Genomic DNA, 15,479 nt, shown 5'->3' with positions numbered 1-15,479 from the left:
CGGAGGCTAGAGCACCCGCTCCAACAACCGCAGCGTCCCCGCGATGTCCACGTCGCGGTCGAGCAACCACTGCACCTGCAACCCGTCGAACGCCGCGATGATGAGCGACGCGACCTGGTCGAGGTCCGCATCGCTGTGCCGACCGGTGGCGGCGAGCTCGTCGCGCAGCTGCTCCGCGAGCTCGCTGCGCGCCGTCGTGAACCGCGCCGCGAAGTACGACCGCGCCGTCTCGTTCCCCACCTCCACCGAGGCACCGAGCAGCGTCGTGTAGAGCGTCACCAGGGCCGGCTCGCTGACGTTCCGGTGGGCGACGAACTCGAGCCGGGGGAACACGCCGCCGGTGTCGCCCAACGCCCGGTTCGACGCGTCGTCACGCTCCCGCAGCACCTCGACGAGCAGGGCCTCGCGCGATGAGAAGTAGTGCCGAAGTGCGGCGTGCGAGATGCCGATCGCCTCGCCGATGGCCCGGAGCGAGGTCCCGTCGATGCCACGGGAGGCGACGACCTCGAGCGTCTGGTCGAGGATCTCCTGCCGGCGCTGCACGCCCTTGGCGTAGGGCCCGCGGCTGCCGGTTCCATCGTTGGAGGTCACTCGGACCAACCTACCGGCAGCCATGAGTCGCCGAAGTGCTGGCGCAAAGTACCGAAACAAAAACTTCCGGTCGGAGGTTTTGGGTGCTACTGTCCCGATCACCTAGTAGCACTAGGGATTCAGCGGGCCCCGAAGCCCCCTATGACTCGAGGAGGAGTCATGTCGACACCGACGTCGAAGGAAGAACCCACACGCGGCATCGCCGGAACCGCAACCCCCGCGGTCACCGCAGCCGCCGGCGCCACCGCCACGGACGCCGCCGCGTCCCGAGCGTTCTCGGTCGAGGGCATCACCCAGTCCGTCAGCACGATGCGGGTCGGCCGCGGCTACCTCTGGGGCCTCAGCTTCGCCCAGTTCGGCCTCTTCGTCGCCCTGCTCACGCCGGTCTTCGTGAGCATGTCGATCAAGGCGACCGAGCTCAACCCGTCGAACCCCGAGACGATCGTCGGTTCCGTCCTGCCGTTCGGCGCGATCGGTGCCCTGCTCGCGAACCCGCTCTTCGGCGCGATCTCGGACCGCACCCGCACCCGCTGGGGTCGTCGTCGGCCGTGGATGGTCGGCGGCGTCATCGTCTTCGTCGGTGCGCTCGCCTGGCTCGCGTTCTCGCCGAACGTCCTGCAGCTCACCCTGGCGTGGGTCCTCGCGCAGGTCACCGCCAACGCGGTCCTCGCCACCCTGACGGCGAGCTTCGCCGACAACGTGCCGGAGTTCCAGCGCGGCAAGGCCTCGAGCGTCATCGCGCTCGCGCAGAACACCGCGATCCTCGCCGGTCTGTACCTGGCCGTCTACCTGGTCGGCAACCTGCCGATGCTCTTCATCGTCCCGGGCATCATCGCGATCATCGCGATCCTCGTCTACTCGTTCGTGGCCCGCGACGAGCTGCCCACGACACCGATCAAGCCGTTCAGCTGGGTCAACCTGATCAGCTCGTTCTGGACCAACCCGATCAAGCACCGCGACTTCGGGCTCGCCTGGTGGGGGCGCTTCCTCATCACCTTCGGCACGTTCATGTTCACGACCTACCGCCTGCTGTACATGGAGGACCGCATCGGCCTCCCGCAGAAGGAGGCCGTCGGCATCGTCGCGTTCGGTGTGCTCCTCTACACCGTCGCCCTGCTGGTCAGCGCCGCGCTCTCCGGGTGGGTGTCCGACCGCGTCGGCCGCCGCAAGGTCTTCGTGTGGAGCTCCACGGCCCTCACCGCCGTCGGCCTGGTGATCCTGGCGCACGTGGACACGGTCGGCGGGTTCTACTTCGCCGAGATCGTGATGGGCTTCGCCTTCGGCATCTACTCCGCCATCGACACCGCCCTCATCGTCGACGTGCTGCCCGACCCGGAGCGCCCCGGCAAGGACCTCGGCGTGATCAACATCGCGAACGCGCTGCCGCAGTCGCTCGCCCCGGCCGTCGGCCTCTTCCTCCTCGGCGTCGGGGGCGGTCAGAACTACACGCTCATGCTCTGGGGCGCGGGTGTCGCTGTGATCCTCGGCGCACTCGTGATCTTCCCCATCAAGTCGGTCCGGTAGACGGCGCACCAGCGCACGGTCCTGGAGGCGCGACCCGACTCACGAAGGCGAGTCGCGCCTCCAGGCGATCACCGCACACACCGCAAACCTCCCTGAAAGGACCAGCCATGGCACCCGCCATCTCCCTGCAGCTCTACACGGTGAACGCCGCGCTGGAGCCCGACCTCGACGGCGGCGTCCGCCGCCTCGCCGACATCGGCTTCGACACCGTCGAGGCGTTCGCGTTCGTCGACCGAGCAGCGCAGCTCAAGGAAGCGTTCGACGCCCACGGCATCACCGCGAAGACCGGTCACGCGTTCCTGGTCGAGGAGACCATCCCGCTGCCCGACGGCACCGTGATGACCGCTCCGTCGCACGCCGACACGTTCGCCGCGGCGAAGGAGCTCGGCCTCGAGATCGTGATCGACCCGTTCGTCGGCCCCGACCACTGGACCACCCGCGAGGGCGTCGAGCGCGTCGCGGCCCGACTCAACGCCGCCGCTGCCGAGGCGGCCGAGCACGGCCTCCGTGTCGGCTACCACAACCACGACCACGAGCTCCGACCGCAGATCGACGGCCGGCCCGCACTGCAGGTGCTCGCCTCGCTGCTCGACCCGGGCGTGGTGCTCGAGCTCGACCTGTACTGGGCCTCCGCCGCGGGCATCGACCTCGTGCCGTTCATCGAGGAGCTCGGTGACCGCATCGTCGCCGTGCACGTCAAGGACGGCCCCATGCGCGACGACATCTCCACCGCGACGATCCCCACCGACCAGACCCCGGCCGGCCAGGGCGACGTCCGGCTCGCCGAGGCGCTGCGTGCCGCGACGGCCCTCGAGTACGCCGTGATCGAGTTCGACGGGTTCGCGGGGGACATCTTCGACGGGGTCGCCCAGTCGTACGAGTGGCTCGCCGCGCAGCTCGCGCCGAGCGGATCGGCGGTGTCCGCATGACCCGCACGGGCAAGGTCGGCATCGGCTTCATCGGCGCCGGCATGATCAGCGAGCAGTACCTCGCGAACCTCACGACCTTCCCCGACGTCGAGGTCGTCCGGATCGGCGACATCGACACGGAGCGGGCGGCGGCGTCCGCGGCGAAGTGGGGCGTCGCGGCCTCCGGCGACGGTGCGTCGGTCCTCGCCGACCCCGACGTCGAGATCGTCATCAACCTGACGCTCCCGGCCACGCACGTGGCGGTGTCCACGGACGCCCTCCGCGCGGGCAAGCACGTGTGGAGCGAGAAGCCGATCGGGGTCGACCGCGAGTCCGCTGCGGGCCTGGTCGCCCTCGCCGACGAGCTCGGGCTCGGGCTCGGCATCGCGCCCGACACCGTGCTCGGCCCGGGGTGGCAGACCGCCAAGCGGGCGATCGAGGCCGGCGCGATCGGCACGCCGCTCACCGCGGTCACGAGCATGCAGTGGCAGGGGCCGGACGTGTTCCACCCGAACGCGTCGTTCCTCTACGCCAAGGGTGCCGGCCCGCTGTTCGACATCGGCCCGTACTACTTCACGGCGCTCGTGCACCTGCTCGGGCCGATCGACTCCGTCGTCGCGACCGGGTCGCGGTCCCGCGAGACCCGGGAACTCGTCGTCGGGCCGAACGCGGGCCAGTCGTTCCCCGTCGAGGTGCCCACCCACGTGTCCGTCCTGTCGTCGTTCGAGCAGGGTGGCAACGCGCAGTCGCTGCTGTCGTTCGACACCCCGCTGTTCCGGCACGGCGTCTTCGAGGTCAACGGCACCGAGGGCACGATCCTCCTGCCCGACCCGAACACCTTCGGCGGCGGGCACCCGATCCGGATCGCCCGACCGATCCCCGTCGGTGCCTCGTGGCCGTTCGAACAGGAGTGGGAGACGCTCCTCGACGAGGAGCCGACGGTCGGCCGGGGCCTCGGCGTGCTCGACATGGCGCGGGCCATCCGCGGCGGCGGTTCGCACATCGCGACCGGTGCGGTCGGCTACCACGTGCTCGACGCGATGGTCTCGGTGGAGGAGTCCATCGAGCGGCGGTCGTTCGTCGAGGTCGAGTCCACCGTCGGGGCGATCGCGTCCCTGCCTGAGGACTTCGACCCGTTCGCTGCCACGCTGGAGACGGCGCCGGCTGCGGTCTGACGACCGGGGCACCAGACAGGAGGCCCTGCTCACGTCCGCCGCGTGCGGAACGTGCGCAGGGCCTCCCGTCGTGTCCGTGGTCACCAGGGAACGACGCCCGCGTCCTCGAAGAAGCCACCGCGCGGGCCGTCGTCCGGCAGCGTCGCGAGCCGCACCGCGGTCGCCGCGCCCTGCGCGGCCGTGCGGTCGCCGCTGAAGCCGTTGAAGTCCGTCGCGACGAGCCCCGGGCATGCAGCGTTGACGATGACCGGGGTGTCCGCGAACGTCCTCGCGTACTGGGTCGTGATCCCGTTGAGGAACGTCTTCGACGGGGCGTACGCGGCCATCACCGGACCCGGCTGGCGGCCGAGGGAGCCCATGCTGCTCGACGCGTTCACGATGCGCGGCGCGGGGGAGCGGCGCAGCAGCGGCAGCATCGCGTTCGTCACGCGGACGACGCCGTAGACGTTGACGTCGACGACCTGCCGGACGACGTCGAGGTCGAGCGTCGTCGGGTCCTGCGTCCACGTCACCGGGTCGAACGGGCCCGAGATCCCGGCGTTGTTCACGAGGACGTCGAGTCGGCCGAAGCGCTCCTCGACCTCTGCCGCAGCGTCCGCCACGCTCTCGTCGCTCGTCACGTCGAGCCGGACCCCGTGGGCGTCGACCCCGCTCGCCCGCAGTCGTTCCACCGCTTCCTCGCGATCGGTGTCGCTCCGTGCCCCGACGAGCACGCGCATCCCCGTCGCACCCAGCTGCTCGGCGATCGCGTACCCGATGCCCTTGTTCGCGCCGGTCACCAGCGCGGTCGTCTTGTCGTTCTCCATGTGCTCGATCGTCGGTCCGGGGTGGTTCCCGCGTCCAACACCGATCGGGTGGGTGGTGATACTCGCCGGGTATCGGTGGGCGTAGGCTCCGTGCGTGGACGATGTCGAGACGCGCGAGCTCCGGTACTTCGTCGCCGTCGCCGAGGAACTGCACTTCGGCCGCGCGGCGCTCCGGCTCGGGATGGCGCAGCCGCCGTTGTCGCGGGCGATCCGGCAGCTCAAGGAGCGGATCGGCGTCCGGCTCTTCGACCGCGACCGTCGCGGCGTGACCCTCACCGACGCGGGGTCGGCGCTCCTCCGCGAAGCCCCGGCCGCCCTCGACGCCGTGCGCGCGGCCGTCCGGCGGACCCGACGCGCGGGGGCACCGCAGCAGCGGCTCGTCCTCGCGACGAAGGCCGGGTCGTCGCACGAGTTCCTGCAGGCCCTGCTCGACGCGGCCCCCGAGGACGTGCCGGTCGACGTGGTGCTCTGCGAGATCGGTGAGCAGGCGGGACTCCTCCTCGACGGCACGGCGGACGTGGCGGTCATGCACCGGCCGTTCGACGACTTCGCCGGGATCGAGTCGGTCGACCTGTACTCCGAGCCGCAGGTCGCGATCGTCCCCGCCTCCCACCCGCTCGCCGACCGCCGGTCCCTCACGATGGCCGAGGTGTCGTCGGTCCCCGACCTGCCGATGGCGCGGTGGCCGCTCGCCGACTGGACCTACCCGCCGGGACCGGGGCCGGAGGTGCACTCGCAGTCGCAGCTGGCGCAGCTCGTCGCGCTCGGTCGGACGCTGCTCGTGATCCCGCGCTCGAGCCGGGCCTGGCAGTGGCCCGAGCACGTTGCGGTGCCGGTGCTCGACGCGCCCCTCGCGACGACGGTGCTCGGGTGGCCGGTCGGGCGGGAGACGACGGCGGTCGCGCGGCTCGTGGCGACCGGGCTGCGGATCGGGGAGGCCGCGGGCGCGGTCAGCGCCTGACGATCCCGGTCAGCGCCTGACGATCCCGGTCAGCGCCTGACCGGGGCCGGTCAGCGGCGAGTGGCGTGCTGCCGCAGCGCGACCACCACGCGGTCGAGGAAGTCGTCGACCTCGTCCTGGCGGTAGCCCTCGCGGAACTTGGTCGGCTGGAAGCGTGCCAGGGTGACGTCCTCGGGCGTCAGCGGGTCGACCGGACGTCCGGCCTCGTACCCGGCCAGGGTCGCCCGGACCCGGTCGAGGAAGTCGTCGACCTCGCGCTGGTCGTACCCTTCGCGCCACTTCGTCGGTGCGAACTTCGCGTTCGCCACATCACTCGCGAGCATGCTCTCCCCCTCGTGCCGGACCCCTCGTACCGGCGTGTTCGACGATCCTCGCACAGGTCACCCGGCGGGTGTACCCGTCCAGACCCGGTCGATCGGCACGTCGTGGCCGAGCACCGCGACCGCCGCACGGTGCCCCGAGTACAGCGCGCCGGCCACCGTCGCCGGGTCGTCGGTCCACGTCGCCTCACCCGCCAGGTGCACGCGTCCCGCGATCGGCACCGCGAGGTCGTCGTGGTCGCTCGTCGTCGACCCCGGGAGCATGTGCGCGTACGAGCCCCGGGCGAACGGGTCGTCCTGCCACGCCGTCACGAGCACCGACGTCGGCGTCCCCGCGGCGTCACCGTACAGTCGCCGGAGCTGCTCGAGCACCGAGTCCGCGACCCGCTCCTCGCTCCAGCCCCGGATCGCCCGCGCTGCCGGACCGGCCGCGAAGGTGAGCAGCGTCGGCACCCCGTCGAGCCGCGTCAGGTCGTACCAGGAGTGCCACCACCGTCCGGCCGGACCGAGCTGCCGGACCGCGTAGACGTCGGCGTCCCAGAACCGCTCCGGGAACCGCAGGACGACCTTCTCGAAGGCGTTCATCCGCAGCCGTCCGAGTGCCTGCCGGTGCCGTGCGGGCAGCGGCGGCTCGATCACGAGGTCGCCGGCGTGCAGCACCCCGACGGGCACCGTGACGACGACGGCCTCGGCGTGGGACGGGCCGCGGCTGCTCGTGACCACCACCCCGCCGTCCCCGTGGTCGATGCGCTCGACGACGTGCCCGAGCCGGACGTCGAGCCCCGCGGCGAGGTGTGCGGGCAGGGCGTCGTAGCCGTCCGGGAACACCACCTCGTCGCCCGCGATCGCGTCGTCGTCGAGCCCGTGCGCGGCGAGCTCGTCGCTCGCGACCCCGTACTGCTCCTCGCTCCGGTGCTCGAGGTGCTCGCTGACCCGTTCCGCCCGCTCGGCGTCCCAGTCCTGCGCCGCGACGGCCCGGGCGACCACGTCGCGGTAGCTGTCGAGCGGCGCCGATCGATCGACCTCGTCGGCCAGGGCGCGGTCGACCGTCCGCACGTCGTCGGCGAACCGGGCGGCTGCACCGGCGTCGAGCCGACGACCGTCGGGCCCGTGGTACGCGATCGGCCGGCTGTCGACCTGGTACCCGCCGACGGTGAACTCGACCGTGCGGATGCCGAACGCGGCGACGGCGTCGGCCACGGCGTTGTCCTCGACGCCGTGGATCCACGAGGCGCCGAGGTCCGTCACGTGCCCGTCGGTCCGGTCGGTGTGGACCCGACCGCCGATCCGGTCCCGGGCCTCGAGCACGACGACCCGGCGCCCGGCCCCGGCGAGCACCCGTGCGGCTGCGAGCCCGCCACGCCCGCACCGATCACGACGACGTCGGCGTCCTCCATGCTGGTGCTCCTCTCGGGACTGGATCAAGATTGACACAGCCAGGTGCGGAAATCGTTGCTGAGGTCTAGTTTCAGTGCTCGTATCCACAGAGTCGTGGAGCGACGGCGACGGTTTCCGTCGCTCGCCATCGAGAGAGCGTGGTGGTCATGCGAGACGAACGGGTCGTGACGGTGTCGACCGAGACCGTCGGCACGGAGAAGGGCCTGCGACCGGGGGCCATCGGCCTGGTCGGCAGCGTCGTCATGGGCATCTCGTCCACCGCGCCCGCCTACAGCCTGGCCGCGAGCCTCGGGTTGGTCGTGGCCAGTGGGGGAGCGCTCCTCGCCGGGGTGAAGGCCCCGGCGATCATGCTGCTCGCGTTCATCCCGATGTGGATGATCGCGGTGGCCTACCAGGAGCTCAACCGCGAGGACCCCGACTGCGGCACGACGTTCACCTGGGCGACCCGGGCGTTCGGTTCCGTGACGGGGTGGCTCGGCGGGTGGGGGATCATCGCCGCGGACGTCATCGTGATGGCGAACCTCGCCCAGATCGCCGGCTCGTACGGGTACTCCTTCGTCGGCGTCCTCACGAACGACCCGGCGATCAGCGCCCTCGCGAACAGCACGCTCTGGTCGACCGTCGCCGGTGTGGCCTGGATCGCCGTGATGACCTTCATCTGCTACGTCGGCGTCGAGGTGTCGGCCCGGCTGCAGTACGTCCTGCTCGGCATCGAGGTGCTCGTGCTCGTGATGTTCGCTGCCGTCGCGCTCGTGCGGGTCGGCACCGGCAACGGCGTCGAGGGCTCGATCACACCGTCGCTGTCGTGGCTGTGGCCGAGCGGCATGGACTTCGGGTCGGTCATCGCGCCCGCCATGCTCACGGCGATCTTCATCTACTGGGGCTGGGACACCGCCGTCTCGCTCAACGAGGAGACGAAGGACCCCGAGAAGACCCCCGGCCGCGCAGCCGTCATCAGCACGGTCCTGCTCCTCGTCATCTACGCCCTCGTGTCGATCGCGGCGATCGCGTTCGCCGGCGTCGGGACGAAGGGCATCGGCCTCGGGGCGCAGGGCAACGCAGACGACGTGTTCTCGGCGATCGGCCCGGCGCTCTTCGGCAACTCGTTCCTCGGGCACGCGGCGATGGCCCTGCTGTCGTTCTCGATCCTCACCTCGGCGTCCGCCTCGACGCAGACCACGATCATGCCTACCGCACGGACATCGCTCTCGATGGCGGTCTACAAGGCCCTGCCGTCGCACTTCGCCCGGATCCACCGGCGCTTCCTCACGCCGACCTGGTCGACCATCGGGATGGGCATCGCGTCGATCGGCTTCTACGTGCTGTTCACCGTCATCTCGACGAACCTGCTCACCGCCCTGATCGGTTCCGTCGGCCTGATGATCGCGTTCTACTACGGGCTGACCGGCTTCGCGTGCGTCTGGGTCTACCGACGGACGCTCTTGCGCACCGCACGGAACTTCGTCATGCGGGGGCTCGTCCCGTTGCTCGGCGGCCTGACGCTCGCGGTGACGTTCGTCTACGGACTCGTGCAGTTCGCCCAACCCGACTGGCTGCAGGGCGACGACGGCAAGGACGTCACGATCCTCGGCATCGGAGCGGTCGCCGTGGTGGGTGTCGGCGCGATCCTCATCGGTGTCGTGCTGATGGTCGTCTGGTGGCTGCGGTCCCCGGACTTCTTCCGGGGGCGGACGCTCACAAGCACGAGCAACATCCTCGTCCTCGACGGCCCGGGTGGCGTCCCGGAGCCGACCGTCATCGCGCCCGACTTCTCGAACCTGCCGACGGGCAGCATCGCCGTCGACGAGGAGACCGGCAAGCGGTTCCGGCGGACGCGGTCGCGTCGCCGCGACGACGACTGATCTCGCGCACCGGCGGCGGACGGGAGGCGCGGGGCGGGCCCGCACCGTGCCTCCCGTCCGTCAGTCGGTGCGGTCAGTGCCGGTGGGACCGCCGTCGGCCGAGGATCGCGTCGAGCATCCGCGAGAACCGCGGACGCCGCGCCACCGGCTTCGTCTCGATGGACCGGGTCGGAGCGCGGAGCGCGAGATCGTGCAGCATGTTCCGCTTCGAGCCGTCCCAGTTCGCGAACAGGTACGCGCCCCCGAGGAACGACAGGCTCCGCACCGGCGTGCGCTTCCACGAGTCGGCCGCGACGTAGTACCCGGCGTGCCCGGCGTGGATGTGCTTGATCACGGTGTCGACGTCGATGACGCTGGTGGTCGTCACGACGGCAGTGATGCCCGTGCGGTCACGGGCGACGTACTCGATGAGGTGTTCAGACACGAGGGCTCTTGGTCGGGTCGGGGCCCGTCGAGGTCGGGGAACGCGACACGACGAGGCATGGCCGGAATCGTCGTTGCTTCCGAAACCAAGAATACGCCGAGAACTCTGTGCAGGGCGAGGAGGAACCTGTCCGGATGCGCACCGTGAACACCACCGGGGGGATCCTGTTCGCCGCCGTCCTGGCCGTTGCCCTGACCGGGTGCAGCGGCGGGACGACCGCCGGCCCCACCGCCACCGCCACCCGCACCGTGACCGCCATGCCGACTGCGGTCGCCGAGAGCCCGACCCCGACGTCGACTCCGACCCCCACGCCGACGTGCGGCCCGAGGAGCGGTGCCGAGGCCGCCGCCCAGCCGATCGCCGACCTGCCCTTGCCGGCCGGGCTCGAGGACGCGAAGTGGGACGCCGCACGGGCCGACACGTCCGGGTACGAGGCGTGCGCCCCGCTGTCCTGGGTCACGGTGAGCCTGGACCTCGCGACCGGCAGCTCGCCCGTCGCGATCCTGCTCTTCCACGACGGCCGGTACCTCGGAACGGCCACGAAGGAGCAGTACGGCTTCGTCCCGGACATCAGCCGGACCGACCCGTCGACGATCGCGGTGGCCTACCGCTACGCGAAGCCGGACGAGTCGACGGCGGACGCGAGCGGTCGGGCGGACGCGACGTTCCGGTGGGACGACGCTGCCGGGCGCGTGGTGATGACGGGCGAGACGCCGCCGGCCGGCTGAGGCGCGACGCCGGACGCCGGACGCCGGGTGTCCTGCCATGCTGGACGCCATGCCGTTCCTCCGCACCGCCTGGCCGGGTGTCGCGCTCGCCCTCGTCATCGGGCTCGCCGCCACCGTCGTCGGCCGCGAGGTCCCGGTCGTCGGCGGCCCGGTCCCCGCGGTCGTGCTCGGCGCCCTGGTCGGGTGGCTCGTCCGCCGACGACGACAGCGCGACGGCACCGGCGCGGGCTCGGGCGGCGATCTCGGCCTGCTGCAGCCCGGCGTGAAGTTCGCCTCGAGCCGGATACTGCAGTTCGCCGTCGTCCTGCTCGGCGCCCAGCTCTCGATCGCCGAGGTGCTCCGCATCGGCGGCGAGACGCTGCCCGTGATGCTGACGACCCTCGTCGTGTGCCTCGTCGCAGCGTGGGGGATCGGTCGGCTGCTCCGGGTCTCGAGTGCCCTCCGCACGCTCATCGGCGTCGGGACGGGGATCTGCGGCGCCTCGGCGATCGCGGCCGTCACGCCCGTGATCGGCGCGGTCAGTGCGGACGTCGCCTACGCGATGTCGACGATCTTCCTGTGCAACATCGCCGCCGTCTTCGTCTTCCCCCTCGTCGGCCACGCACTGGGGCTCTCGCAGCACGCGTTCGGCGTCTTCGCCGGCACCGCGGTGAACGACACCTCGTCGGTGGTTGCCACGGCAACCGTCTACGGTCGCCAGGCGACCGACACGGCGGTGGTCGTGAAGCTGGTCCGGACGCTCATGATCATCCCGATCGTCGTGGGGCTGGCCGGACTGGAGGCACGGCGCACCTCCCGCGAGCAGGTCGCGTCCGGCGTGGACACGGGCCGCGCCGGGGGCGTCCGCGGGTTCCGCGTGTTCCGGTTGGTCCCGTGGTTCCTGATCGGGTTCCTCGTGGTCGTGCTCCTCCGCACCCTCGGGGTCCTGCCGGCCGCAGCGGCCCCGGGGTTCTCCACCGCCGCGACGTTCCTCATCACGGTGGCGCTCGCCGCGATCGGGGTCTCGACGGACTTCGGCGCGCTCCGGCGAGCCGGGTTCCGGCCGATGCTGCTCGGGATCGCCCTGTGGGTGCTCGTGGCGGGGACGAGCCTCGGCGCGCAGGCGGTGTTCGGGCTCCTCTGACGGCGTCGGGGCTCACACGATGCGCGAGTCGATCACCGCCCGGTCGCCCCGGTACCGCGAGAACCCGTACTCCACCGGGGTCCCGTCGGCCAGGCACATCAGCCGCTCGATGTGGAAGATCGCCTGCCCCGGATCGATGTCGAGCAGGTCCGCGCTCCACTGGTCGGCGTTCACCGTGCTGAGCAGCAGTCGACGAGCGACCGGCCGCTGCCCGACCCGCCGCACGAGCACGTCCGGCACGTACTCGGTGAGCGGCTCCGACACGAGGTCCGGGAACCGCTCCTGCGGCACCCAGCTCGTCCGCACCCGGCTCGGCTCCCCGTCGAACGAGATGAGGCTCTCGACGAAGTACGCGGCGCTGCCGTCCATCTCGAGGTTCCGCCGGACGGTCTCGGGCGCGGGCACGAGCTGGACGCACAGGTGCACGATGCTCAGCCGCGGGGAGTCGAACACGCTGCCGCCGGTGTTCTCGCCGTAGATCGTGACCTCCTCGGTGGTCCGGGCGAGGCTCACCGAGGCCACCGGACGCACGCCGAACGTGCCCGACCGCGGTGCCCGGGTGAGCAGCCGCTGTTCCTTGAGGAGCGTCAGCGCCGCCCGCAGGACGTTCCGCGTCGTGCCGTACAGGTCGAGGAGCTCCCACTCGTACGGCAGCGGTCCGGTGAACCGACCGGCGACGATGTCCGCGCGGATGAGGTCGGACACCTGCCGGGCGGCGTCCGAGCGACGGTTGAAGCCGATCCAGTGCCCGGGCGTGACATCGCCGATGGCCATGTCCGTCCACGGTGGGACCGGACGACGTCCCGCGGTGCCGTCCAGTCGGTCGTCCGGTGCGACGTCGGTCACGAGACCACCCCCACGGTCGTGGTGTCGCCGGTCCACCCGGCCCACCGGAGGAACTCCCGGGCGAGGCGCACCGGGTAGTCGGGTGCCTGGATGTCGATGGACACGAACACCCGGCGGTAGAAGGTCGGACCGCCGAGCAGGTCGACGGCGATCCCGAGGTCGACGTCGGGCCGCAGGTCGCCGGCGTCCATCGCCCGCTGGAGCATCGCGTTCACCCGGACCCGTCGGTCGAGGTGCCACGCGGCGACCGCCTCGGCCACCCGGGGCTCGTGCGAGGCGAGCTCCACGATGAGCGGCAGCGCCCGGCCGACCGGGGTCGCGACGAGCGCGTGCACCCAGCCGCGGGTGAGCCCGAGGACGCCCTCGTCGATCGGGGCGTCGAGGATCGTCGGGATCGACTCCTCCATCAGGCGGATGACGGTCTCGGTGAGGAGCACGTCGCGACTGGACCAGCGCCGGTAGATCGTCGCCGCGCCCACCCCGGCGGCGTCGGCGACCGCCCGGATCGTGAACGCGCGGGGGTCGCCCTCGGCGAGGATCGCGATGCACGCCGTGTACACGGCCTCGTCGACCGCGGCGTTGCGGGGCCGTCCGCGGACCGGGGCCTCGGTGCTCACGCGGCGCTCCAGAGCGCGAGTACCCGGTCGATGCCCCACACCTCGCCGATCTTCGCCTGGATGTCGAACAGGTTCGCCTCGTGCACGCTCGGCAGCCGGTCGCCGACGGCCTCGCGCACGACGATCGGCACGAAGCCGTGCTGCATGGCGTCCGTCGCGGTGGCCCGGATGCACCCGCTCGTCGAGAGTCCGGCGATGAAGAGCGTGTCGACCCCTCGTGCGACGAGGTCGGCGGCCAGCGAGGTCCCGAAGAACGCGCTCGGGTACTGCTTCGGCACGAGGGTGTCCCCGTCGACCGGCGCGAGCCCCTCGATGAACGCGCCGGTGGACGTGCCGGGCAGGTACGCCGCGAGGGCCGGCACCTTCCGGAAGAACACCCCCGCGTTGGAGCCGTCGGCCGACAGCGCCATGGTCGTGACGGCGACGTGCACGCCGGCCGCCCGGGCCGCGGCCGTGAGCTCGCGCATCCGCTCGACGGGTTCCTCGACGCCGGCGTACAGCCCGCACGCCGGGTCGACGTAGGCGTTCACCGGGTCGACGACGACGAGCGCCGCCCGTCGGCCCGGTTCGAGCGCACCGGTGTAGCCGGCCGAGACGTAGTCGTCGTGGTCGTCGGTCATGCGGTCCTGCTTCCGTCGTGGGGCTGGCTGGTGGGGGCCTGGAGGCGCGGCACGACCCCGGCACGTCGGCCGGCGGTCGGCCCGTGCGCGCGGTCGGTGCCCGTCGTGGCGGTCATGCGCTCGTCCCCGGCTCGGGCACCGGGCCGGACGTTTCCGGTCGGAGCGGTGCCTGGCGGTCCGGGGGGCCGAACGGACCGAACGCGACGATGAGCGCGCCGACGACCGCACACCCGGCGAACGTGAGCGCGGCGGTGCGCACGCCGTCGACGAAGGCCTGGACGTCGGTCGCGGGCAGGCCGAGCAGGCTGCCGTCGTACGCCGCGGCCTGCTGCGCGGCGGAGAGCCCGCTCGTGGCGATCGCCAGACCGAGCGCCGTGGAGAACAGGAAGCCCGCGTTCTGCAGCGCCGACCGGATGGCGTTCGCGATGCCCCGGCGGTGCTCCGGGACGCGGGTCATCAGGGCCGAGGTGCTCGGCGTCATGAACACGCCGACGCCGACGCCGACGGCACCGAGTCCGACGGCCGTCACGGCGTAGGCGCCGTCGTCGGCGAGCGACCCCGCGAGCACCGCTGCCCCGACCGCGATGAGCAGCATGCCGATGGTGGAGAGCGTGCGCGCGGGCACCCGGCGGGCGAGGACCCCGGCGCTCGCCGCGGCCACGGTCGTGCCGATCGGGGTGGGGAGCACCCAGAGCGCGGCCTCGACGGCGTCCTTGCCCGAGACGGCCTGGAACGACAGCGACGCCAGGAGCACGAGGGCGTAGCTCGACAGCGCGCAGAGGCCGGCGGCCGAGAAGAGCGTGATGGTCGCCCGGTCGCGGAAGATCGCCGGGTCGACGAGCGGGTGCGGGACCCGGCGCTGGGTCCACACGAACACCGCTCCGAGCAGCACCGCGCCGGAGGCCATCGCGACGACCGGGACGGCGGCCCAGCCCGCGGAACCGCCGACCGAGACGGCGCCGACCAGCAGCCCGACCGCGGCCACGGAGAGCACCGAGCCCGGGACGTCGAGGCGTTCGCCGGAGCGTGGCCGGGCGGTGCGGGGGATGAGTCGCAGCGACCAGACGAGCCCCGCGAGCGAGATCGGGACCCCGGCGAGGAAGATCCACCGCCAGCCGAACGACTCCGCGACGAGGCCGCCGACGACCGGACCGATGACCTGTCCGACGGCGGCGACGGTGGCGTTCAGTCCGAGGCCGAGCGACAGGATCGACTCCGGGAACACGTCGGTGAGGAGCGCCGTGGTGTTCGTGACGATGGCCGCCGCACCCACGCCCTGCACGAGTCGGGCGGCGAGCAGGACGGCGGCGTCCGGTGCTGCGCCGCACGCGAGCGAGGCGAGGAGGAAGACGAGGATGCCGGCGATGTACAGACGGCGACGCCCGACGAGGTCCGCGATCCGGCCGAAGACGAGGATGAGCGTCGTCGTCGTGAGCATGTAGCTGAGCAGGACCCAGCTGGACTGCAGGGCGGAGGCGTCGAGGTCACGGCTGACGTCGGGGAGCGCGACGAGCAGGGCGCTCGAGGAGATGAAGACGAGGACGACGCTCAGGCTCGACGCGCAGAGCACCTGCCA

15 protein-coding genes and 2 pseudogenes are annotated in these 15,479 nt (G+C 71.9%); 7 read left to right on the top strand and 10 right to left on the bottom strand.

Annotation, left to right across the window (positions count from 1 at the left end; all coding sequences use genetic code 11):
• Window positions 1-6 precede the first annotated feature (6 nt).
• Window positions 7-591, bottom strand: coding sequence for a TetR/AcrR family transcriptional regulator (locus QE359_RS00620; RefSeq protein WP_309776824.1), 585 nt, complete (start codon window positions 589-591; stop codon window positions 7-9).
• A gap of 159 nt (window positions 592-750) precedes the next feature.
• Between QE359_RS00620 and QE359_RS00615 the strand changes: the two genes are divergently transcribed.
• The 3 genes from QE359_RS00615 to QE359_RS00605 all read left to right on the top strand — a co-directional run bounded on the left by QE359_RS00615 (window position 751) and on the right by QE359_RS00605 (window position 4,198).
• Window positions 751-2,115 (top strand): MFS transporter, encoded by a 1,365-nt coding sequence (locus QE359_RS00615; RefSeq protein ID WP_309776822.1) that lies wholly within the window; start codon window positions 751-753, stop codon window positions 2,113-2,115.
• Window positions 2,116-2,222: 107 nt separating this feature from the next.
• Window positions 2,223-3,044, top strand: coding sequence for a sugar phosphate isomerase/epimerase (locus QE359_RS00610; protein WP_309776821.1), 822 nt, complete (start codon window positions 2,223-2,225; stop codon window positions 3,042-3,044).
• Window positions 3,041-4,198, top strand: coding sequence for a Gfo/Idh/MocA family oxidoreductase (locus QE359_RS00605; protein WP_309776820.1), 1,158 nt, complete (start codon window positions 3,041-3,043; stop codon window positions 4,196-4,198). The genes QE359_RS00610 and QE359_RS00605 overlap by 4 nt, the downstream gene beginning before the upstream one ends.
• A gap of 80 nt (window positions 4,199-4,278) precedes the next feature.
• Here the strand turns inward: QE359_RS00605 and QE359_RS00600 are convergent, their stop codons facing one another.
• On the bottom strand, window positions 4,279-5,004 hold the full coding sequence (locus QE359_RS00600) for an SDR family oxidoreductase (protein WP_309776818.1): 726 nt from the start codon (window positions 5,002-5,004) through the stop codon (window positions 4,279-4,281).
• A 94-nt stretch (window positions 5,005-5,098) separates the two neighbouring features.
• Between QE359_RS00600 and QE359_RS00595 the strand changes: the two genes are divergently transcribed.
• Window positions 5,099-5,965 carry a LysR family transcriptional regulator gene (locus QE359_RS00595; protein ID WP_309776816.1) on the top strand — a complete coding sequence of 289 codons (867 nt, stop codon included), beginning with the start codon at window positions 5,099-5,101 and terminating at the stop codon, window positions 5,963-5,965.
• Between the two features lie 68 nt (window positions 5,966-6,033).
• Here QE359_RS00595 and QE359_RS00590 read toward each other — a convergent pair.
• From QE359_RS00590 to QE359_RS00580, 3 genes and pseudogenes are all read right to left on the bottom strand, one after another.
• Window positions 6,034-6,147 (bottom strand): annotated as a pseudogene (locus QE359_RS00590) (DivIVA domain-containing protein); the annotation flags it as partial.
• A 45-nt stretch (window positions 6,148-6,192) separates the two neighbouring features.
• Window positions 6,193-6,288: pseudogene (locus QE359_RS00585) on the bottom strand (DivIVA domain-containing protein); the annotation flags it as partial.
• A 57-nt stretch (window positions 6,289-6,345) separates the two neighbouring features.
• A complete protein-coding gene (locus tag QE359_RS00580; protein WP_309776814.1) occupies window positions 6,346-7,623 on the bottom strand; it encodes an NAD(P)/FAD-dependent oxidoreductase in 1,278 nt (425 codons plus the stop codon).
• 206 nt (window positions 7,624-7,829) lie between these two features.
• Here QE359_RS00580 and QE359_RS00575 point away from each other — a divergent pair, with 206 nt between their 5' ends.
• Window positions 7,830-9,545, top strand: a complete 1,716-nt coding sequence (locus tag QE359_RS00575) for an APC family permease (RefSeq protein ID WP_309776812.1) — start codon at window positions 7,830-7,832, stop codon at window positions 9,543-9,545.
• Window positions 9,546-9,618: 73 nt separating this feature from the next.
• Here the strand turns inward: QE359_RS00575 and QE359_RS00570 are convergent, their stop codons facing one another.
• Window positions 9,619-9,969: a hypothetical protein gene (locus QE359_RS00570; protein WP_309776810.1), complete on the bottom strand. Its 351-nt coding sequence runs from the start codon at window positions 9,967-9,969 to the stop codon at window positions 9,619-9,621.
• Window positions 9,970-10,112: 143 nt separating this feature from the next.
• On the opposite strand from QE359_RS00570, the gene QE359_RS00565 reads away from it, so the two are divergent.
• Entirely contained in the window at window positions 10,113-10,697 is a 585-nt protein-coding gene (locus tag QE359_RS00565) for an LppP/LprE family lipoprotein (protein ID WP_309776808.1), read from the top strand.
• Between the two features lie 49 nt (window positions 10,698-10,746).
• Window positions 10,747-11,820, top strand: a complete 1,074-nt coding sequence (locus tag QE359_RS00560) for a putative sulfate exporter family transporter (protein ID WP_309776806.1) — start codon at window positions 10,747-10,749, stop codon at window positions 11,818-11,820.
• A gap of 12 nt (window positions 11,821-11,832) precedes the next feature.
• On the opposite strand, the gene QE359_RS00555 is transcribed toward QE359_RS00560, so the two are convergent.
• The 4 genes from QE359_RS00555 to QE359_RS00540 form a co-directional block, all read right to left on the bottom strand.
• Window positions 11,833-12,666 (bottom strand): GntR family transcriptional regulator, encoded by an 834-nt coding sequence (locus QE359_RS00555; protein WP_070418011.1) that lies wholly within the window; start codon window positions 12,664-12,666, stop codon window positions 11,833-11,835.
• Window positions 12,663-13,283 carry a TetR-like C-terminal domain-containing protein gene (locus QE359_RS00550; protein WP_070418012.1) on the bottom strand — a complete coding sequence of 207 codons (621 nt, stop codon included), beginning with the start codon at window positions 13,281-13,283 and terminating at the stop codon, window positions 12,663-12,665. The genes QE359_RS00555 and QE359_RS00550 overlap by 4 nt, the downstream gene beginning before the upstream one ends.
• Window positions 13,280-13,903 carry an isochorismatase family protein gene (locus tag QE359_RS00545; RefSeq protein WP_071295724.1) on the bottom strand — a complete coding sequence of 208 codons (624 nt, stop codon included), beginning with the start codon at window positions 13,901-13,903 and terminating at the stop codon, window positions 13,280-13,282. Before QE359_RS00545 ends, QE359_RS00550 begins: the two co-directional genes overlap by 4 nt.
• A 112-nt stretch (window positions 13,904-14,015) precedes the next feature.
• Window positions 14,016-15,473, bottom strand: a complete 1,458-nt coding sequence (locus tag QE359_RS00540; RefSeq protein WP_309776802.1) for an MFS transporter — start codon at window positions 15,471-15,473, stop codon at window positions 14,016-14,018.
• Window positions 15,474-15,479 lie beyond the last annotated feature (6 nt).

This window comes from Curtobacterium sp. SORGH_AS_0776, from assembly GCF_031453355.1.
Classification (GTDB): domain Bacteria; phylum Actinomycetota; class Actinomycetes; order Actinomycetales; family Microbacteriaceae; genus Curtobacterium.
Note: the sequence above shows the minus strand (reverse complement) of the source record. Positions and strands in the feature narration are given on the sequence as shown.